This is a genomic window from Streptomyces deserti, from assembly GCF_054782695.1.
The window spans coordinates 42,259-62,206 of sequence record NZ_BAAGRZ010000025.1 but is presented as its reverse complement, the minus strand read 5'-3'; the positions used below and the strand labels follow the sequence as shown (position 1 = coordinate 62,206).

At 70.3% G+C, this 19,948-nt stretch carries 11 protein-coding genes and 3 pseudogenes; 7 read left to right on the top strand and 7 right to left on the bottom strand.

The window, feature by feature from the left end; translation table 11 throughout:
• The first annotated feature begins 290 nt into the window (after positions 1 to 290).
• Positions 291 to 689, top strand: a complete 399-nt coding sequence (locus ACYVMZ_RS30240) for a cellulose binding domain-containing protein (RefSeq protein WP_461085247.1) — start codon at positions 291 to 293, stop codon at positions 687 to 689.
• A 245-nt stretch (positions 690 to 934) separates the two neighbouring features.
• On the opposite strand, the gene ACYVMZ_RS30235 is transcribed toward ACYVMZ_RS30240, so the two are convergent.
• The 4 genes from ACYVMZ_RS30235 to ACYVMZ_RS30220 form a co-directional block, all read right to left on the bottom strand.
• Positions 935 to 2,446, bottom strand: coding sequence for a glycoside hydrolase family 43 protein (locus tag ACYVMZ_RS30235; RefSeq protein ID WP_461085245.1), 1,512 nt, complete (start codon positions 2,444 to 2,446; stop codon positions 935 to 937).
• Between the two features lie 40 nt (positions 2,447 to 2,486).
• Entirely contained in the window at positions 2,487 to 4,622 is a 2,136-nt protein-coding gene (locus ACYVMZ_RS30230) for a glycoside hydrolase family 36 protein (protein WP_461085243.1), read from the bottom strand.
• Positions 4,623 to 4,850: 228 nt separating this feature from the next.
• The gene (locus ACYVMZ_RS30225; protein WP_461085241.1) at positions 4,851 to 7,220 is read right to left on the bottom strand and encodes a WD40/YVTN/BNR-like repeat-containing protein; all 2,370 of its coding nucleotides are present in this window, start codon (positions 7,218 to 7,220) and stop codon (positions 4,851 to 4,853) included.
• Positions 7,217 to 7,510: a hypothetical protein gene (locus tag ACYVMZ_RS30220; RefSeq protein ID WP_461085239.1), complete on the bottom strand. Its 294-nt coding sequence runs from the start codon at positions 7,508 to 7,510 to the stop codon at positions 7,217 to 7,219. The genes ACYVMZ_RS30225 and ACYVMZ_RS30220 overlap by 4 nt, the downstream gene beginning before the upstream one ends.
• A gap of 457 nt (positions 7,511 to 7,967) precedes the next feature.
• Here ACYVMZ_RS30220 and ACYVMZ_RS30215 point away from each other — a divergent pair, with 457 nt between their 5' ends.
• From ACYVMZ_RS30215 to ACYVMZ_RS30200, 4 genes and pseudogenes are all read left to right on the top strand, one after another.
• Positions 7,968 to 10,910 carry a glycoside hydrolase family 3 C-terminal domain-containing protein gene (locus ACYVMZ_RS30215; RefSeq protein ID WP_461085237.1) on the top strand — a complete coding sequence of 981 codons (2,943 nt, stop codon included), beginning with the start codon at positions 7,968 to 7,970 and terminating at the stop codon, positions 10,908 to 10,910.
• A gap of 226 nt (positions 10,911 to 11,136) precedes the next feature.
• Positions 11,137 to 12,519 (top strand): condensation domain-containing protein, encoded by a 1,383-nt coding sequence (locus tag ACYVMZ_RS30210; protein WP_461085235.1) that lies wholly within the window; start codon positions 11,137 to 11,139, stop codon positions 12,517 to 12,519.
• A gap of 504 nt (positions 12,520 to 13,023) precedes the next feature.
• Positions 13,024 to 13,536: pseudogene (locus ACYVMZ_RS30205) on the top strand (aldo/keto reductase); the annotation flags it as partial.
• Positions 13,527 to 14,249: a FadR/GntR family transcriptional regulator gene (locus ACYVMZ_RS30200; RefSeq protein WP_461085233.1), complete on the top strand. Its 723-nt coding sequence runs from the start codon at positions 13,527 to 13,529 to the stop codon at positions 14,247 to 14,249. The pseudogene ACYVMZ_RS30205 and the gene ACYVMZ_RS30200, both read left to right, overlap by 10 nt.
• Before the next feature lie 18 nt (positions 14,250 to 14,267).
• On the opposite strand, the gene ACYVMZ_RS30195 is transcribed toward ACYVMZ_RS30200, so the two are convergent.
• Positions 14,268 to 15,692: a family 43 glycosylhydrolase gene (locus ACYVMZ_RS30195; protein ID WP_461085328.1), complete on the bottom strand. Its 1,425-nt coding sequence runs from the start codon at positions 15,690 to 15,692 to the stop codon at positions 14,268 to 14,270.
• 305 nt (positions 15,693 to 15,997) lie between these two features.
• Between ACYVMZ_RS30195 and ACYVMZ_RS30190 the strand changes: the two are divergent.
• Positions 15,998 to 16,150, top strand: a pseudogene (locus tag ACYVMZ_RS30190) (1,4-beta-xylanase); the annotation flags it as partial.
• A gap of 88 nt (positions 16,151 to 16,238) precedes the next feature.
• Here ACYVMZ_RS30190 and ACYVMZ_RS30185 read toward each other — a convergent pair.
• Complete coding sequence (locus ACYVMZ_RS30185) at positions 16,239 to 17,669, bottom strand: glycoside hydrolase family 43 protein (RefSeq protein ID WP_461085231.1); 1,431 nt, start codon at positions 17,667 to 17,669, stop codon at positions 16,239 to 16,241.
• Between the two features lie 223 nt (positions 17,670 to 17,892).
• Between ACYVMZ_RS30185 and ACYVMZ_RS30180 the strand changes: the two are divergent.
• Positions 17,893 to 18,107 (top strand): annotated as a pseudogene (locus ACYVMZ_RS30180) (alpha-L-fucosidase); the annotation flags it as partial.
• Positions 18,108 to 18,245: 138 nt separating this feature from the next.
• Here the strand turns inward: ACYVMZ_RS30180 and ACYVMZ_RS30175 are convergent.
• Positions 18,246 to 19,892 carry a glycoside hydrolase family 27 protein gene (locus ACYVMZ_RS30175; RefSeq protein ID WP_461085229.1) on the bottom strand — a complete coding sequence of 549 codons (1,647 nt, stop codon included), beginning with the start codon at positions 19,890 to 19,892 and terminating at the stop codon, positions 18,246 to 18,248.
• Positions 19,893 to 19,948: the final 56 nt, after the last annotated feature.

Below are 19,948 nucleotides of genomic sequence, written 5' to 3'. Positions count from 1 at the left end.
TGTTCAACAGTGGAAAGCCGGATCCCGGCCACCGGAACTGGCCGGATCCGCTTCCTTGTTGTCACAGACTCCGCACGGGGTTGCCGCGAGCCGGGAACTTTTTTCAGGTCACCTCGTGGCGCGGTAGGCAGGCGGAGGCGCTGAGAGGGCGTCCCTGAGCCGGGAGTGGCCCTGAGGAGCACGCATGAGACAGCAGGTTCTGGTCCTCCACCTCTCCATGTCGGCGCTCGACTGCGACATGGAGAGGTGGTCCCGCTACGACGGGATCGGCGGGCCCGTCCGCTGATCCGGTGCCGGAACCGCGCCCGAGCGGCCCCGGATCAGTAGCCGTAGATAAACTTCGAACGCCTCTCCTGGCGTGGCCGGCACCGCACTGGGCCGCGGCCAGGAACACCCCGCTCACGGCCTCCGGCACTGCTGCCGCGACCCCCGGATGCGCCGCGATCGACGGCTGGTCCCTTGTCTTCACCCTGCCCGACGGCCAGACCGTCACCTCCGGCTGGAACGCGGACTACTCTCCCGCCTCCGGCCGGGTGACGGCCAGGAACGCTTCCCACAACGCCACCATCGCTCCGGGCGCGTCGGTCGCCATCGGCTTCCAGGCGGCCCACACCGGCGATTCCGCCGCGCCGAGCTCCTACACCCTCAACGGCATTGCCTGTGCTGTCACAGGGAGTGCATCGAAGTGACCAGGTGGTTCGGTCGGAGACATCAAAGCCGGGAGTGCCGCCGGTCGTTCGGCCGAGCTGGGTGGACTTGAGCAGACGGTCTGTCTCTTTGGTGCCGTCCGCGGCGAGGACCGTCGCAGCGGACGGCTGTCATGGCGCCGGACGGCACGCAGGCGTCCGGCGCCGGTCACATCACGTCTTGAGGCGGGTGGTGCCGGAAACCGGTGGCGGTGACGCGCTGCGGCTCATACAGGGGGTGGGCCGGTTCAGCGGTCCAGGGGCTCGTAGTCGAACCAGTCGAAGTGGACGGTGCCTTCGGCGGCGTACATGCCGATGACCCGGCCGGTGAAGCCGCCGGCGACCTCGGTCGACAGGTAGCGGCCGTCGAGGGTCGCGAGCTCGGTGAACGTGCCGTCGGATTGTTCGACGCCGAGGGAGACCGTGTCGGGTCCGGTGCACGGTCCGTGCGGAGGCGGTGGGTCCGTGATGGTGACGGCGAGGACCAGTGGCCCGGCGGGTACGGAGCGTTCGGCCACGACCGTGCGCAGGGAGCCGACGCGCGCGATCACCCGTACGTCCGTCCCGGATGCCTCGATCGCGTAGTGGTGTCGCTCGTCCAGCCGGACGGCGAGGCCGCCGCGTCCCTGCTCCGGGTCGACCAGGGTGCGTGCCCGGCAGGTGAGGTGCTGCTGGCGGCGGCCGGTGAACACCGCGTCAGGTTCGCCCAGGCAGCCGCCCCGCGCGCGGAGCGTCAGCCATCCGGGGCGCTCCTTGGTGGTGCAGAGCTGGGTGGGGCGGTCCCGCACGGAGATCCAGGTCGGCCCGAGTGCGCTGAGCTCGAAGTCCTCGCGCCCTTCCTCGACGGGGGCGGGGGAGAGCGGCCACGGGAGCGTGGAGAGGTCCGTGGTGACCTCGCCGACGACGGGCCAGTCGTCCTCCCAGGTCACGGGTGTCAGAAAGGTCTCCCGGCCGAGCACGTGCCAGCCGGGCGTGCCGCCGCGCGGCCGTACGCCGAGGAAGACCATCCACCACGAGCCGTCGGGGCCCTGTACCAGGTCGGCGTGGCCGGTGTTCTGCACGGGGTGGTCGGTGCCGCGGTGGGTGAGGATCGGGTTGGCCGGGCACGGCTCGAACGGTCCGTTGGGCGTACGGCCGCGGGCGATCGACACGCCGTGGCCGCGTTCGGTGCCGCCCTCGGCGATGAGCAGGTACCAGTAGTCGCCGATCCGGTACAGGTGCGGAGCCTCCGGGGCCTTCGCGCCGGGGCCGCCGGACCAGAGCTTGTGCGGTGTGCCGTACGTCTGTCCGGTGGACGGGTCGATACGGACCTGCGCGACCCCGGCGACGGTGCACCAGCAGATACCGTCCTCGTCCCAGGCCAGGTCGGGATCGATACCGGGCACGCCCGGCGCGGGGATCGGATCCGACCACGGTCCGGCCGGGTCGGTCGCCGTGACGATCAGGTTGCCGCCGCCCTCGCTGCAGTTGGTGACGATCAGCCAGAAATGGCCGTCGTGATGGCGCAGCGTGGGGGCGTAGATCCCACCGGATGACGGCATGCCGGCCGGCAGACGCAACTGCTCCGGCCGGTCCAGTACGTTGCCGATCTGCCGCCAGCGCACCAGGTCACGGCTGTGGAAGAGGGGTACGCCGGGGAAGTACTCGAAGCTGGAGCAGGCGAGGTAGTAGTCGTCGCCGACCCGGCAGATGCTCGGGTCGGGGTGGAACCCGGGGAGCACGGGGTTGGCGGCGGGGGCGGGCCGGTTCTGAGCGGGCACCCTCGGTTCTCCTTTCGTCGGGTGGGCGGCAGGGCGGCGCTCAGGGAGCGTCCGACTCCGTGCGGGTGATGCGGAGCAGCGCCGCGGACGGCGCGGTGGGCAGGGTCACGGTGAGGTCGGCCGTGTCCGGGTTCCAGGCGGCAACGGCCTGATGTGCGGCGGGGTACAGCACCTCGACACACGCTGCGCTGCCCGCCCGCTCGGGCAGCCGGAGGGTGGTGGTCGCCTCACCGCCCGGGCGGCGCCAGACGGCGAGGTAGGTGGTGGCGGGCGTCTGCAGGGCGAGAGCGATCCAGGGGTCGTCCCAAGCGGGAAGGCCAAGTGGCCAGGAGGGCACGGCCCGGGGCAGGTCGGCGCGGATGGATTTGTACACGGCGACCGCCTCGTGGACCAGGGCGCGGGCCTCGGGCCCCAGCTCCGGCAGGCGGCCGGAGAGGTGGATGCGGCCGAGGAGGGCGCTCGCCATGGTGAAGGCGACCTCGTCGAGGGAGTCCTCCGGCTGCGGATAGGCCCACACGGCGCCCTGCTCGGGGGTGACGGCGGTGGGCGCGGAGGCCGCGATGGGCGCGTAGAGGTGGAGGTTCTGCTGATCGCTGGTGGACTGCAACTGCAGCCGCGACAGCAGGGCGTGGTCCCAGCGCATGCCGCCGGAGGCGCAGTTCTCCACCACCAGGTGCGGATGGCGGTCCAGGATGCCGTCGAGCCAGTCCAGGTGCGCCCGGTTGTGGCCGAGCAGGCCGGCGCCCGGGGTCTCGCCGGGATGGGCGCTGGTGCCGGAGCCGGGGTCGATGTTGTGGTCGAGCTTGAGGTATCCGACGCCCCACTCGCCGACCAGGCGGTCCACGACCTGGTCCAGGTGGGCGCGGGCGGCCGGGTGGCGCAGGTCCAGGTGGTGCCGGCCGGTCTCCGTGAGGCGGACGCCGTCGCGGCGGAAGAACGCCTCGTCGGGCAGGGACTCGGCCATGGGGCTGTCGACGCCGATGACTTCCGGCTCCAGCCACAGGCCGGGGACCATGCCGCGCTCCCGGATGCGGTCCAGCACCTCGTGGATCCCCTTCTCGCCGGGGAAGCGGGAGGCGGCCGGTTCCCAGGCGCCGACGGTGGTCCACCAGCCGCCGTTGTCGCCGTCGTACCAGCCCGCGTCGATGACGAAGTACTCGGCGCCGGCCTCGGCCGCCGCGTCGATCAGCGGCAGCAGCTTGTCGGTGGTGGGGTCTCCCATCAGGCAGTTCATGTAGTCGTTGAAGATGACGGGCAGACGCCGGTGGTCGGCGTGCGGGCGGCGGTGGGCGCGGCGGTAGCGGGTCAGCGCGGCGAACGCGGCGTCGGGGCCGCCGTCGGCGCTGAAGGACAGGGCGGCGGGTACGGTGCGGAAAGCGGCGCCGGGTTCCAGGGGGTGGCGCCAGCCGTGGTGGGCGTCGGTGGGCCCGAACAGTGCCGCGTAGGCCGCCCGGTCGTGTTCTTGGCACTCCCAGCGCCAGCCCCCTCCGTTGTGCTCGATCTGCCACACCCAGGTGCGGCCGGTACGCCGGTCCGTCAGTCCGCCCATGGGCAGGTGTCCGCAACCGGACCAGGTGCCCTGGCCGTTCAGGGCGAAGCCGGCCTTGCCGTGCCCGTATTTCACGCGTCCGCTGACGCCGGGTGTGGTCCGGCGCATCGGCTGCCGCTGCCAGCGGCATTCGGCGAGCCAGTCGTTGTCCGCCCACAGCAGGTCGGCGGCGTCGACGGCCGCCGGGTCCTGCGGGGTGAGGCAGCCCACCGTGAGTGAGCTGACCGACTCCAGGTGCAGTGTGGTCTGCCCTTCGTTGCGCAGGATCACTTCGCTGCGGAGCACGGGGATGCCGTCCGGCGACCGGTAGGTCACCTCCGCGGCCAACCCGGTTTCCGGGTCGTGGAGATGCACGGTCAGCGTGTGCCAGTCGCCGTCGCGGGCCGCGCGGTGGGCCCGGTGGCGCAGCCGCCCGCCGAGAGCGGTCCCGATCAGACGGCTGCCCGACCAGTCACGGCCGTGACCCGCGGCCATTACCTCAACCAGCGGCAGGGACGCACCGGCGTCGCTGCCCGCTTCGCCCGGCAGTCCGAGATGCGTCAGGCGGGCGCTGCCGTCGTCGCCGAGGACGAACTCGAGATGCAGGGCGTCGTGACCCCAGCGGAAGTTCCGCTGTCCGTTCTCCATGGTGTCCTTTCCAGATCAGTGGCCGCGGGACCGCGGAGCACTCAGGTGGCAGTTCGTGGGCTGTGGGCCGGTGTCTCGGTACAGCCGTGCTCGCCGCCGAACTCGACGGCGAGCACGGTGGTGTGCGGCGCGGTGATGCACAAGGGCAGTGCGGCGTCAGAAGCCCACGGCGCCCCAGGAGTGAGCGTGGGACGGCGGGTGCGGAGCGGGGCGGCCGGGAGCCGAACCTCACTTCGGGTCGCCGTAGATGACTCCGCGTCCGTTCGTCCCGAAGTAGACGCGACCGTAGATCCGGGGGTCTCCGGTCATGGTGTTGCCGGTCCAGGCGTACTGGTGCCGGTCGTCGTTGATGCGGATCCAGGTCCGGCCCGCGTCGTCGGACCGGAAGATGCCGCGCACGCCGTGGATCTTGGAGCTGGTGTAGACGGCGGGGTACGGGGCGCCGGGCGCGGCCCTGCCGAATCCGACGACGTCGCCCTCGTCCACCGCCGTGAACCTGGTGAAGGACGTTCCGGAGTCGGTCGACCGCCACAGCCCGTACGGTGTGGGGGTGGTGGGCTTGTTGGTGCCGCCGGCCAGCCAGATGTCGCCCTCGTGGCCCGGTACCGGCTTGAACCGGACGTTCCCCGCGGTGGGCAGGCCGGTCGCCGCCGTGGCCTCGAAGCTCTTGCCGCCGTCCGTGCTGAGGTAGAAGACGCCGGCGTCGTAGGCGTAGAACTTCGCCGGGTTCACCCGGTCGGAGCGTACGGGGACCCCGGCCGGCAGCCCCTTCGACGCCGTCCAGGTCGCTCCGTGGTCGTCGGACCAGCTGACCGGCGCACCGGCCGGGGACCAGACGATCCGTCTGCCGTCGGCGCTGATGGCGACGGCCTGGTCCTCGACTCCGGGCCCGGTGACGCCGGCCGGCTCACTGCGCGACGGCGTCCAGGTGTCGCCGCTGTCGGTGGAGATGGCGAAGTGCTGCGTCCAGCCGCTGGTGGGGTGGCCGACCCGCACGATCGTGTGGGGCGCCAGCTCCGCGTAGTCCAGGGCCGGGGTGCCGCCGAAGGTCGGGCTGTCGTACATCTTTGGCGCCTTGCGGAAATCCGTGTGCCGGAAGCCGCCGACGTCGCCGACGCCGGAGAAGAGGTGCGCCGCGCCGATGGGCGGGCTGATCACACACATGACGGCGGTTTCCTCCAGGCCCTGGGCCCGCACGGACAGGTGCACCGTGCCGCCGCCGTCCCAGTCGGTCAGGTTGTCCGCGCCGTAGATCGTCGCGCCAGTGCCGTACATGAAGTGGTCGGAGTCGAAGGGGTCGATCTGAACGGACTCCATCATCCAGCCCAGCTTGGGGGCCATCTCGGGCAGCGACGGCGAGGCGTTCCAGGTCAGCCACGGGGCGGCGGAGATGTCGATGTCGTAACGCAGGGTGCGCTCGGAGTTCGGGCCCAGGTCCCACGCGCGGGTCCAGCTCGCGCCGCCGTCGGTGGAGCGGAAGAGGATGCAGTCGGGCCACCACTTGACCTGGGTGGACACCATCAGGGTGTCCGGGTTCTGCCGGTCGATGGTCAGGCCGCTGTAACCGTACTGGTTGTCGTCGCTGGTGGACGGGACCGGGCTGATGCGGGTCCAGGTGCCGGTGGCGGTGTCCAGCTTCCACACGTCGCCCTTGGACCCGTCGTAGGGGCCGGCGGTGTCGCTGGTCGCCAGGTACAGGTAGCCGCCGACGTGGTCGAAGACAGCGTGGTGCGGGATGAAGCCGGTGGGCTGCCCGGGAACGCGTTCCCAGGTCCTTCCCGCGTCGGTCGACCGGTACAGGATGTTGTCCTTGTCGGCGACGGTGACGTAGAGGGTCCGGGTGGCCTTCCCCGCCCTGCCGGTGCGCTTGTCGAAGACGACTTGCAGCACGCCCAGGTTGTCGCCGTTGTAGCCGTCGGGGTCGGTGGGGTCGGGCACGAAGTTGCCGACGTTGGGGAAGCTGGTCACCTTCGCGAAGGTCTTGCCGTGGTCGGTACTGCGCCACAGCCCGTGGCCCCCGCGCACTCCCAGGTAGAGGATCCTGTTGCGGTTGGGGTCGATCACCAGCCGCTCGCCGATGCCCCGGCCGGGCATGTTGCCGCCCAGCCGGAACGGCAGGGGCGTGGTCTTCCAGGTGCGGCCGCGGTCGGTCGAGCGCAGGATCGCCGCCATGCCCGGGTCCCAGTCGGGGAGGGTGTAGGTGCCCGCCGCCAGGTAGACGCGGTCGGGGTCGACCTCGTCGGTGGCGATGCTGATGATGCCGGTGTGTCCGTACTCGTCCCAGCCGATCCAGTCGGTGAGGGGGATCCACCGCCGGGACGCCGTGTCGAGGCGGTAGGCGCCGCCGATGTCGGTGCGCGCGTACACCAGTCCGGGCTCGCGCTGGTTGAAGACGATGCCGGTGACGAAGCCGCCGCCGACTATCTCGGCGTTGCGGAAGGTGTAGGGCGTGTGCCGGACCTTCTCGGCCACGCGGGCGGATGTGGCGGATGCGACGGGCGCGGCGGAGGCACCGGAGGGGGCGAGCAGGGGGAGTGCGGCCGTGGCCGCGCCTGCGGCCAGCAGGCCTCGGCGGGAGAGGTGCGGGGCATGGGTCATGACGGGTCCTTGCCTTTCGGGTGCGGGTCCGTACGGCGCCTGCGCACAAGCCGCGGTCCGGCCGGCCGGCTCCAGAGGGCGATTCCGCAGGCCTCGTCCGGGGCGCCGAGGGTGCCGGACGTGCCGTAGGTGTTCCCGCTGGCGGGCCGCATGCTGATCGTGGTGCCCGGCGCCCGGGACACGGCCTGGTAGTCCTCGTTGCCGGCGGGCGGCAGCGGTGAGAGGGAGGCGGCGCCCGCCAGGCCGGCGGCTGTTCGCAGGACGACTCGGCGGTTCATCTCACTGCTCATGTCGTTGCGGCCCTTCGTTTGCGTCGATCCGACCGGCGGGCGGGCAGACGCTGCGTCGTCCGGTGGTCTCATGTCCGGAGGGCGGCAGCCAACCGAGTCGACGCGCTTCGACGTTTCGGTGAGACTAAGGCCGTATTTCCGTGAGCGACAACGGGTCGACAAGGTCACTTTTCGATAACAGGCACGGTCGGGCGTGAGAGCACGCGCCGCCCTCCATGCGGCTTTGCACCATGTGATCTGGGCTTCTAGGTGGACTTTCCAAGAGGAACGCCGACGCCGGAAGAACGGCTTCCGACGGCTGGGCCACCTGTGATTGACACACGACTCAGCGTCATGGCAACGTCGAAGCGCTTCGACTCGACGACCTGCGATCGACAAAAGCCGTACGCCGCCCGGCTCCGCAGTCGCCCACGCTTCCCGCGCCTTCTCCGTCGACCTCCTGCAAGGGACTTCTCAGGTGAGTACCGCCGCCACATCCCCCGAGCCGCCCACCACCGACCTGCCGTTCCGTGACCCCGCGCTACCCCTCGCCCGGCGAGTCGACGACCTGATCTCCCGGCTGACGCTCGACGAGCGCATCGAGCTGCTCTACCAGTACTCACCAGGAGTCCCGCGCCTCGGACTGGCCCCCTTCAAGACCGGTACCGAAGGGCTGCACGGCGTGGCCTGGCTGGGGCCGGCCACCGTGTTCCCGCAGGCGGTAGGCCTGGGAGCCACCTGGGACGAGGAGCTGCTGCACGAGGTCGCCACGGCCGTCGGCACCGAGGCCCGCGCCTTCCACCAGCGCCCCGCCGCCGACGGCCGCCGGCACAGCCTCCAGGTCTGGGCCCCCGTGGTGAACCTGCTGCGCGACCCCCGCTGGGGCCGCAACGAGGAGGGGTACGCGGAGGATCCGCTGCTCACCGGCCGGCTCTCCGTCAGCTTCTGCCGCGGGCTGGCCGGGGACCACCCGGTCTATCTGCGCACTGCACCGCTCCTGAAGCACTTCCTCGCCTACAACAACGAGGACGAGCGCGACATCACCTCCTCCGTGGTACCGCCCAGGGTGCTGCACGAATACGACCTCGCCGCCTTCCGCCCGGCGATCGCGTCCGGCGCCGCCACCGGCGTCATGCCGGCTTACAACCTCATCAACGGCCGCCCCTGCCATGTCAGTCCACTGCTCGAGACCGAGGTACGGCGCTGGGCCGAGCCCACCGGCCACGAGCTGTTCGTCTGCAGCGACGCCGGAGCGGTGACCAACCTCGCCGAATCGGAGCACTACTTCGACGACCACCCCACCTCCCACGCGGCGGCGGTACGTGCCGGCGTCGACAGCATCACCGAACTGGACGAGGACGGCAGCATCACCCTCGACCGGCTCCGCACGGCGGTCGACCGCGGGCTGCTCACCGAGGACGACATCGACCGCGCCGCGCGACGCCACCTGTCGATACGCTTCCGCCTCGGCGAGTTCGATCCGGACCTCGACCCCTACGCCGGCATCCGCGACGACGTCGTGGACAGCCCCGCCCACCGGGCGCTCGCCTTGCGCGCCGCCACGGAGTCGGTGGTGCTGCTGAAGAACGACGGCGCACTGCCGCTGTCACCGGCCCCCGGCGGGCGCGTCGCGCTCGTCGGTCCGTTGGCGGACACCCTCTTCGAGGACTGGTACAGCGGCACCATGCCGTACCGGATCACCATTGCCGCCGGCCTGGAGGCGGCCCTTAAGGAGCGCGGCGTCGAAGCGGTCCGCGCGGAGGGGGTCGACCGGATCACGCTGCGCGCCGCCTCCACCGGAGGCCTCCTGCGCGTGCCGGCGCTCGACCCCGGCGGGCCCATGGTGGCCGGTGCTCACTCGGACGAGCAGGAAGCGGGCGACAGCGCCTGCCACGACCTGTTCGACTGGGGTGAAGGTGTGCTGACCCTCCGCAACGCCTGCACGGAACGCTACGTCACCCTCAAGGACGGCGACCTCACTCTCGCCGCCGACCAGACGCAGCCGAACGGCTGGTTCGTCCACGAGACCTTCCGGCTGGAACCCCAGCCGGACGGCACGGAACTGCTGCGCAACATCAGCAACGGCCGCTACGCCGCCGTGGACCCCGCCACCGGCCGCGTCACCCTCTCCGCCCAAGCCCCCGAGCAGGCGGAACGCTGGACCCGAACTGTCGTCAGGGACGGAATCGCCGAAGCCGTCGCGGCCGCCGCCTCGGCGGACGTCGCCGTGGTCGTCCTCGGAAACGACCCACACATCAACGGCCGCGAGACCGAGGACCGTGCGGGCATCTCACTGCCGCCCGCGCAGGAGGCCCTGCTGTGCGCCGTCGCCACCGAGCGTCCCGAGTCGGTACTGGTCGTGATGAGCAGCTACCCGTACGCCGTCGACTGGGCGGACGAGCACCTGCCCGCCGTGGTGTGGACCTCCCACGGCGGGCAGGAGACGGGCCGGGCACTCGCCGCGATCCTGCTCGGCGAGGCCGAACCCTCCGGACGGCTCCCGCAGACCTGGTACCGCGGCGACGACCCGCTGCCCGGCCGCCTCGACTACGACATCATCAGCGCCGGCTGGACCTACCAGTACCACGACGCCGCACCGCTGTACCCCTTCGGGCACGGCCTGTCCTACACCAGCTTCGCCTACTCCGGCCTGCGGCTGTCCGCCCGGGAAGCGGCGCAGGACGACACCCTGGTCGTGAGCGTCGAGCTCACCAACACCGGGCCGCGCACGGGCACCGAGACCGTGCAGCTCTACACCCGCGCGCTCGCCGCCCGCCACCGCGCGCCCAGGCGCAGACTGACGGACTTCCGCAAGGTCTCCCTCGCCCCCGGTGAACGGCGGCGGCTGGAGTTCGACCTGCCCGTCGCGGCCCTGGCCCACTGGTCCGTCTCGGCCGGCGCCCTCGCCGTGGACCCCGGGCCGTACGAGATCCTGATCGGGCACTCGGCCGAAGCCATCGCCCTGACAGCGCCCCTCACCGTGACGGGGCCGGCGCTCCCTGCCCGCACTCTCCTCGGCGGACGACTGGAGGCCGTCGACTTCGACGAGTGCGAGGGCGGCACGCTCGTCGACGCCACCCGGGAGAAGGGGGAGGCGGTCACCCCGGCGACCGGTGACATCCACTGCGCACTGCGCTACGGCTCAGTCGACCTGGGCAGCCCGGCAGACGGGCCGCGGGTCATCACGGCCGAGGTGTCGTGCGCGACGGAGGGGGACGCGACCGTCGAGATCTACGCCGACGGCCCTCCCGGTGCCGGAACCTTGCTCGCCACCCTCCGTGTCCCCACCGGCACCGACGGCCGGTACGACTGGCGCACGGTCAGCGCGCGGATGCCGGAGGAGGTGACCGGGGTGCACGATCTGCATCTCGTTCTGCGGGGCGGTGTCCACCTGGCAGCGATCGCCGGCGGGACGTGGTGATGAGCGGCGGGATGCGGTGAGGAGCGGCGGGATGCGGTAAGGAGCGGTGGGGCGCGGCAAGAAGACAGTCCGCCGCCTCGTTCCACACTCTCCGACCATTGACGCACGCGGCCCGCGCGGATCTATCCTCTGCCTGAACAGGGGGCGCCCGGGCTCCGGCCGCGTCGTCGTACCGCCGGACGGTGTGGGGGATCGGGGTCCGTACCGGAGGAGGGCCGGGGCGGGTATGCGACAGACCGCACGCCATGACGTCGTCTTCGTCGCCGGCACCGCCGGAGAGCATGAACTGACCTGGTCGCAGAAGGCCCATGAACGCGAAGGATGCCACCCCCATCTCCACGGGCCCCGCAACAGGAACGTACGGATGGGGCGGGCACTGGACGGCCGGCCCGACATGTCCGCGGTGCTGCATGCCTTCGCCGCGGTCATGGCTCACTTCGAGGCGCTGCGCACGTTCTATCCACGTGACGCGGACGGGCACCCGCACGCGGTCGTCGTGGCTTCCGGCGTGCTCCAGATCGACGAGTACGCCTCCGACGCCCCGCCGACCAACGACGAGCTGAGCGCCTTCACGCTCCGACTGGCCGAGCCCGGATTCGCCCCGGACGACCTGCCGTTGCGGGCCGCCGTCATCACCGTGGACGGCAGACCCATCCACATCGCGCTGTCCTTGCACCACTTCTCGGCGGACACGACGAGCGCTCGGATCGCGGCCGAACACATAGCCCGACTGGCCGCCGATCCGGGCGCCGACCTCGGCTCGGGGTGGCAGCCGCGGCAGATCGCGAGCTTCGAAGCCAGTCCCTCGGGGCTGCGGCACGCCCATCGTGTCGACACCCATGACCGGGCCATGCTCCGTCGGTCCGCCATGCCCGAACTCCAGGCGCCCCCGGGCCACAGGGCCGCCGTCTACAACTTCGTATGCCTCGACTCGGCGGCGGTCGCCCTCGCGGCAGCCGGTCTGGCGAAGCAGTACCGCACATCCGTGGCCGCAGTCCTGCAAGCCGCGTACGCGCGCACGCTCGCCGAGCACCTCGGCATCGGCACCTGCGTGTTCAACACCGTGATGCCCAACCGGCACACCACCTTCGCCCGCGAGGCGGTGGCCCATGTCGCCGGCAGGGCCCTCGTCCCGGTCGACACGTCCCTGGGCAGCGACCGGTTCCCGGCGCTGTGCCGAGCCGTCGACGCGGCACTCGTCAGATCCTCCTCCGTCAGCCTGCGCGAGCCCGACCGCTACGCCAGATCCCTGGACGAGGTCTCCGCCGAACAGGGCCGCTCCGCACACAACCCGTACGTGGTCAACATCCGCCCCATAGCGCCCCGCACGCTGATCCGGGCTCGCGCGGACAGGGCACTGCAGGACCTCGACCGAGCCATGGCATCCAGCCGTTACCGACGATTCCCCAAACCCGTCGACGCGTACTCCGGAAACCTCTCCTTCGATGTGTGGGGCATGTTCGAGACGGCCGGAATCAGTCTCGGGACGGATGCGACGTCCTTCGACGCGACGGATCTCGAACAGATACTGCGGTCCTTCGAGAGCCGGCTGGTCGGAGCCGCGATCAGCGGTCACGCCGCAAGGAGCGGCTCCTTCGCCGGCGCATAGAGCGCGGCGGAGCGCGGACGGTCGGCGTCGAGATCACTCACGACACCGAGTGTGCTGCCTGATGCGAGCGGCCTGCCTCTCTGACTGAGCATGTGGTGCGGTTTTCCGGGCAACGGTGCCGCCGTCGGTGCAACGCGTCCCGCTTTCGGATGGTCGGAGTCCGGCCTGGCGGCGGGGGTGGTCCCGCTGGTCGGGGGAGTGAGCGGCTTCGGGCGCCGCGATGGGATGGAGGGTGCAGGTCAAGGCCGAGAGGAGCGGGTGAATGACTACAGTCGGGCCCAAGACGGCGCCTGCGTTGGCGAGAGCCCTGGCAGTAGTCTCCGGCACGGTGCCGGCCGCCGACACCCGGGGCGTACGGGCGGACATTCGCGCCGATGTGAACCAGGACGGGGCGGTCGACGTCACCGGGGATTCCGATGTCGCGGGCAAGGCGGCGTGGAACAGCGGGCGAGGTGCGATCTTCCTACCCAACCTCGGTGACACGCACCGGCGTTGCAGGAGCACGCCTTGCACGCCGGCATGAACCAGTCGGCGATGCTCGCCCGCTTCCTGCGCGAGACGGCCGCCGACGTGGTGATGCTGGCCGGGCGCTACACACTCCTGGACCAGTCGGCGCTGGACGACGTCCTGCCCGCCGCATGAGAACTGGGCAAGAGCGTGGTGGCGGTGGGGGTCTTCAACTCGGAACTGCTCTCCTGGGACCGGCCCGCCGAGGGCATGAAGTACGACTACCGCGACGCACCGCCGGCCCTGGTCGACCGCGCTCGGGCGATCGCCGAGGTCTGCGAGGCGCACGGGACCACCCTGCCCGCCGCCGCGATCGCCTTCCCGTACACGCACCCCAGTATCATCAACGTCACCCTCGGCACGCGGACTGCGGAACAGGTCGGACGAAACGTGCAACTCCATGGTCAGCCCGTCCCTCACGGCCTCTGGGACGATCTCCGCGCGCAGGGGCTGATCAGGTCGGATGTGCTCGCGGGGCACGGTGGGGGGAGGGATGCGCGGTGTCTCTGACGGACAAGGCCATCGAGCAGATCCGTGAGCTGATCCGGACCGGTGCGCTGCCGCCCGGCTCGAGGCTCCCGCCGGAGCCGGACCTGGCCGCCCAGCTGGGACTGTCCCGCAACCTCGCCCGGGAAGCGGTCAAGGCCCTGGCCGTCGCGCGGGTCCTGGAGGTCCGGCGCGGCGACGGCACCTATGTGACCAGCCTGCAGCCGAGCCTGCTCCTGGAGGGACTCGGGGGTGCGGTGGAGCTGCTGCAGGGTGACTCGGTCGCCCTGCAGGACCTCATGGAGGTACGGCGGCTCCTCGAACCGATGGCCACGGCCCTTGCCGCTACCCGGATCTCCGACGCCCAACTGGCCGAAGTGAAACGGCACCTGGACGCCATGCGCGAGGCCCGCGGCAACGTGGAACAGCTCAACGCCCACGACGCCGCCTTCCACTACGCCGTCGTCTCGGCCACGGGCAACGAGACCCTCCTCACCCTCCTGGAAGGCATCTCCGGCCGCACCCTGCGCGCCCGCATCTGGCGCGGTCTGGTCGACGACAAGGCCGCCGGCCGCACTCTGGCCGAGCACGAGGCGATCTTCAAGGCGCTGTCCACCCGGGATGCCGCCCTCAGCCAGGCCGCCGCACTGCTGCACGTGAGCAACACCGAGCAGTGGCTGAGGGAACACCTGCGCTCGGGCGAACCCCTCCCCTTCGGGACGACAGCGCCGAAGTGACGGGCGGGCGCTGCCTGCTCACTGGGTGTAGAAGGTGGCGTCGGCCCGGTCGGTCGTCGTGCTGAGAGCCTGGACGTACAGCAGGTAGTTGTAGTGGCGGATGTAGCGGCCCGGGAGGTTGTACGACTCGTACGAGACTCCGGCGGAGTCCGCGAGGCCGGCCCGGGCGGTGTAGGAGGCGTCGGACGCGAACTGCGCCGTCCCGTCGTTCTTGTCCACCCACACCTCGGAGTTCTTGTGGCGCAGGAAGTAGCCGGGGAAGTTCGCCGACTCCAGGGAGACGGTGCCCGTTCCGGCGAGACCGGTGACTACACGGAACTGCGAGTCGGCCAGCGGGGAGACGTTCGGCTCGATCTTGGCGCGGTACTCCCAGTGCCGGATGAACCGGTCGGGGAAGTTGTAGGAGGAGAGCCGGATCGGGGTGAGTCCGTCGGCGACCGGGATGCCGAAGTCGGGCGTGCCGTCGGCCTTCCAGTAGATCTTCTGCACGCGGGTGCGGCGGTTGGGGTCGTTGAGCGGGGAACCGCTGATGTCCTTGTAACTACGGTCGTGGTAGACGAGGATGTCCGACTTGCCGTCCTCGGAGACCGTGAATTGGTTGTGCCCGGGGCCGTACTGGCTGGTGGCAGCGAAGCTGGCGAAGACCGGGCCGGCGCTCTTGGACCACGACGAGGCGCTGAGCAGGTCGGCCGAGGCGGACGCGGTCAGCATGCCCATGCAGTAGTTGGCGTCGGTGGCACTGGCCGAGAAGGTCATGAAGACCTTGCCGCCCCGCTGGATCACGGCCGGGCCCTCATTGACCGTCTCCCCTCCGGCGGTCTCCCACGAGGCGGTCGGCCGGCTGATCATGACCGGTGTGCCGGTGATGGTCCACGGGCTGGACATCCGCGCCACGTAGATGTTGGTGCCGCGGCCGACGGCCGGGTCGTTCTGCGCCCAGGCGAGGTAGCGGGTGCCGTTGACGACGAAGGTCGTCGCGTCCAGGGAGAAAGTGTCCAGCGGCAGGGCGATACGGCCCTTCTCCGTCCAGGTGCCGGTGATCGGGTTCGCGGCCGTGCACTCCAGGACGTAGGGCCGGATCCGCCAGATGTCGTTGGCGGCGCCGGCGGCGAAGTAGATGTACCACTTGCCGTCGATGAAGTGGATCTCCGGAGCCCAGATGTGGGCGCCCATCTCACCGGTGGAGTGCTTCGTCCAGATGGTCGTCTCGGCGGCCGACGTGAGCCCCTGGATCGTGGTGGCCCGGCGCAGCACGATCCGGTCGTACGCCGGAACCGTGGCGGTGAAGTAGTAGAACCCGTCGGTGTGCTTGAAGATGTGCGGGTCGGCCCGCTGCTCGGCGATGGTGTTCGTGTACGTCACACCGGGGGAGGTGGGCACGGCGGCGTGGGCGGTACCGGTCGAGACGCCGGTGACGGTGGCGGCGGCCGAGCCGGCGATCATGCCGAGGACCGTTCGACGGGTGAGCGCAGGTCTCACGGAGTACTCCCTCTGGTGCTGGGCTGGTGCTCGTGCTGGTGGGTGCTGGTGGGTGCTGGTGGTGCGGCGGACGCCTCTTCCCACCGGGTCGATATATCGAACATCGTTCGTAAGCTCGGCCAGAAGATAAGTTCTGCATCTCTCTCCGTCAACACTTGTCACACAAGTATCCGGAGCGTCTTCCCGCCGTCGAGAAGAGAGGCTCGCGCTGCTCCTTGTCGGATGTATTGACGCGCCCTGTTTGCCTCCCTAGTGTCTGCCCACTCATCGGGGAGGGGGCGACCAACCAGCAGATGTACCTGTCCCACAGCACAGACGGTCTGCACTGGAACGACCTCAATGGCGGCGGCATGGTCCTGCGCTCCACGGTCGGTACGAAGGGGGTGCGCGACCCCGCATTCGTGAGATCCCCCGACGGCAGCAGCTCAAGGGAGCCCCGTGTCTCTACCTCACCGCGGGCAGCGGATGCCGGCGCTCTCGCCGAGGCGCCGGCGTCCCTGTCGGTGCGGGTCAGTTCGTCACGCGGAAGGTGGCGTCGCCGCGTCCTGTCGCGGTGGTGATCGGGTCGAGGCGGAGTTGGTAGGCGTAGTGGCGGATATAACGGTCGGGGTGGTTGTACGACTGGAAGGACGACCAGCTCGCGTCGGCGAGTCCGGCGACCTGCCGGAAGGTGGCGTCTGCGGCGAACTGGGCGGTGCCGTCGTTGCGGACCAGCTGGAAGTCGTATCCGGAGTGCCGCAGGAAGTACCCGCGGTAGTTCACCGATTCGAAGGAGACGGTGCCGGTGCCCGCCAGGCCGGGCCGCAGCCGGAACTGGGCGTCCGGGCCGGTGATGTTCTGGTCGATGCGCACGTCGAAGTTGGCGTGCCGCACGTACCGGTCCTGGAAGTTGTACGACTGGAGCCGGTTGGCCGGGATGTCGCTCCAGCGTGCGAGCACGCGGGACTCCTCGGCGGCCGTGAGGTTCAGGATCGAGCCGTGGCGCTTCTTCGTGACGCCCATGGAGTAGGTTCCCGACGCCGGAATCCGGTAGGTGCCGGGGGTGTAGGGGTGGGTCGTCGTGACCGGCATGTACCCGCGTCCGGAGGAGTACTGGTCGAGGTAGAGCGCCCACTCGTTGCGGTCGCGGAACTTCATCCACATCGGGCCCTCGACCTGGGCACCGGTCAGACCGATGCCGGAGAGGTTGCCGAGATTGGTCCAGGTTCCGAGGATCGAGTTGCTGCCTTCGAGGGTGATCTGCCCGTCGCCGGAGGCCCGCACATAGCGGTAGTTGCCGGCGCCGGCCGGCATCTCGACGATCTGGGTGTCGATGATTTCCTGCATGCCGGGGCGCTCGATGTAGATCTGCGGGGTGGTGATGGAACGGAAGTCGCTGGTGTGGGCGTAGTAGATGCGGTGCTTCTTTACGCCGTCGACCGGCTTGTTCGTCGCCCAGTACAGGACGTAGTCGTTGGAGGCCGGGTCCCAGATCGCTTCCGGCGCCCAGGCGTTGCGTCCGTCGGGGATCGCGCCGGCGACGTTGAGCAGCCACGGCTCCGACCAGGTGATCAGATCCGTCGACTCCCACACCACGAGGTTGCGGCTGCCGTTGTACACGGCGGCCTCCCAGTTCTGCCCGCAGCTGATGCACAGGTCGGTCGCGATGATCCAGTACTTGTCACCGTTCGGGGATCTCACCAGTGCGGGGTCGCGCACCCCCTTCGTGCCGACCGTGGAGCGAAGGGCAATTCCGCCGCCGTTGAGCTCAGTCCAGTTCAGGCCGTCCGTGCTGTACGAGAAGTAGATCTGCTGACCGTTCGACCCCTCCCCGATGAAGTGCGTCATCAGGTAGCCCGGGTCGGCGGCGGCCGCCCGGTCCGGTGTGATCAAGGCTTGACCTGTGAAGAGCAGGCACGCGGCGAGCAGTATCGCCGACAGCCGGGCGCGAAGCGCGGACATGTATGTCTCCTGTCGTTCTGCAAAGGCCACCACCGGGCACGCGGAAGGGGCCGACTGATTCCGGTGATTCCGGGTGACGCATGTCTCCCGTGTGCGGTGTGCTTCGCCGTGGTGACGGCACGCCTGTCACCCGAGTGGGGCGGTCGGGGTGCGGGGGCCGACCGAGCGGTTGTCGATGCGAGCGGGGTCTCGGTCCCCACTGCCGGGGAGGTTGAGCCTCCGCCGTAGCGTGGGGTTCGTACGGATCCGGGCCGACGCGGCCACCGGCGGGTACGCCAACATGGGCGGCGTCAGGATCGGAGGCCGGACGGCCAAGCCGACCCTGGGCTCCACCACGCTGCCCGGCGACGGCACCGTCTACCGACCTTCACCGACACCGGCGGCGATGGCTACTACAAGATCAAGGGTGTGGGCAGCGGCAAGCTGCTGGAGGTCGCGGTGCAGACCGTGGAGATGCCCGCTTCCTCCACGGTCTGCCGTTCGCGCTCGAAGTCCCGGTCCCGGTGCAGGAGGAGCAGTCCCCGCAGTCTGATCCGCTGTCGTGGGACTGCCCTCTTCCGGCCGGACGTCTGCCTGTTACGGGAGCGCGGTCCACTTCTGGTTGTTCTGGCCGTTGCAGGTCCACAGGATGACCGGGGTCCCGTTGGCGGTCCCGGCCCCGTTGACGTCGAGGCACAGCCCGGCACGGACGTTGCGGATCGAGCCGTCGGAACCGACGGTCCACTTCTGGTTGTTCTGGCCGTTGCAGGGCCAGATGATGACCGGCGTGCCGTTGGTGGTGCCCTGGTTGGAGGCGTCCAGGCACTTGTCGCCGTAGACGCGGATCTCGCCGCCGGCCCAGGTGGTCCACAGCTGGTTGGCGGCCGTGTGGCAGTCCCAGATCAGCGTCTTGGTCCCGGCCGCCGTGGTGGCACCGTCCACGTCCAGGCAGCGGCCGGACCCGGTACCGCGCAGGCGTGCGGTGGTGGAGGCCAGGGGGCTGCCGCCGGTCACCTTGAACACGGCGACACCGTGCGCGGGGATGCTGGCCGAAATCTGCCCGGAGGTAGTCGACGTGCCGCCGGTCCACAGGTCGGTGAGGGTGAACGGGCCGCCTGACAGGCCGACTTGTGCGGCCGTGGTGGTGACGGTCGCGGTGTTGCTGCCTCGGTTGAACAGGCCGACCGCGACGGAGCCGTCGGACAGGGGCTTGGCGAACACCTCGGTGTCGCCGTCGTCGCGGACCCGGCGTCCGCCCGCGCCCAGCGAGTCCTGGTTGACCGCGAGCAGGCGCGGGTTGCGCAGGATGGCGCTCACGTCGGCGGACATGGTGCGGATGTCGTTGCCGGCCATGAGCGGGGCACTCATGAGTGCCCACAGGGCGAAGTGGGAGCGTGACTCGGTCAGGGACAGGCCGGGGCGGCCGACGACCAGCATGTCGGGGTCGTTCCAGTGTCCGGGACCCGACTGCGCGGCGAGCGGGGCGCTGACGTCGAGGACGTTGCCGACGCCCATCGGGTAGCTGTTGGTGTTGTTGTTCTGCCAGATGTCGAGCAGGTCCTCGGTCGTGCGCCACAGGTCGGCGACCTCGCCCCAGTTGTACGTGGCGCCGGTGGGGGCGTGGAAGCTGTTGGGGTTGATGCTGTAGACGATCGGACGGCCGGTGGCGCGCAGGGCGTCACGCATGAGGGTGAACTGTGCGATCTGCTCGCTGAGGGTGCCGCTGCCGGAGCACCAGTCGTACTTGAGGTAGTCCACGCCCCAGGAGGCGAACGTGGCGGCGTCCTGCCTCTCGTGGCCCTTGCTGCCCGTGGAGCCGGGGTAGGTGCCCACGCCCTGGGCGCACGTCTTCTCATTGGGGGCCTGGTAGATACCGAACTTCAGGCCCTTGCTGTGGATGTAGTCACCGAGCGCCTTCATGCCGCTGGGGAACTTGGTGGGGTTGGCCCGCAGGTTGCCGGCCGCGTCACGCTGCGGGTCGAACCAGCAGTCGTCGACCACCACGTACCGGTATCCGGCGTCCCGCATACCCGAGGACACCATCGCGTCGGCGGCCTCGCGGACCTGCGCCTCGGTGATCCCGCACCCGAAGCTGTTCCAGCTGTTCCAACCCAGCGGAGGGGTGAGCGCGGGGCTGCCCGGCGCGGCCTCGGCGGTCGTGCCGACGGAGGCGGTGACGGTGGCGGTGAGCGTCAGTGCGGTGGCTGTGAGGAGACGCAGCAGTCGTCTGTGCAGGGGAACCATGGGAGGTCCTTCCTGGGAGGCAAAGCGGAAGCTGCTTCGCCTCCCGCAAGGGGCAA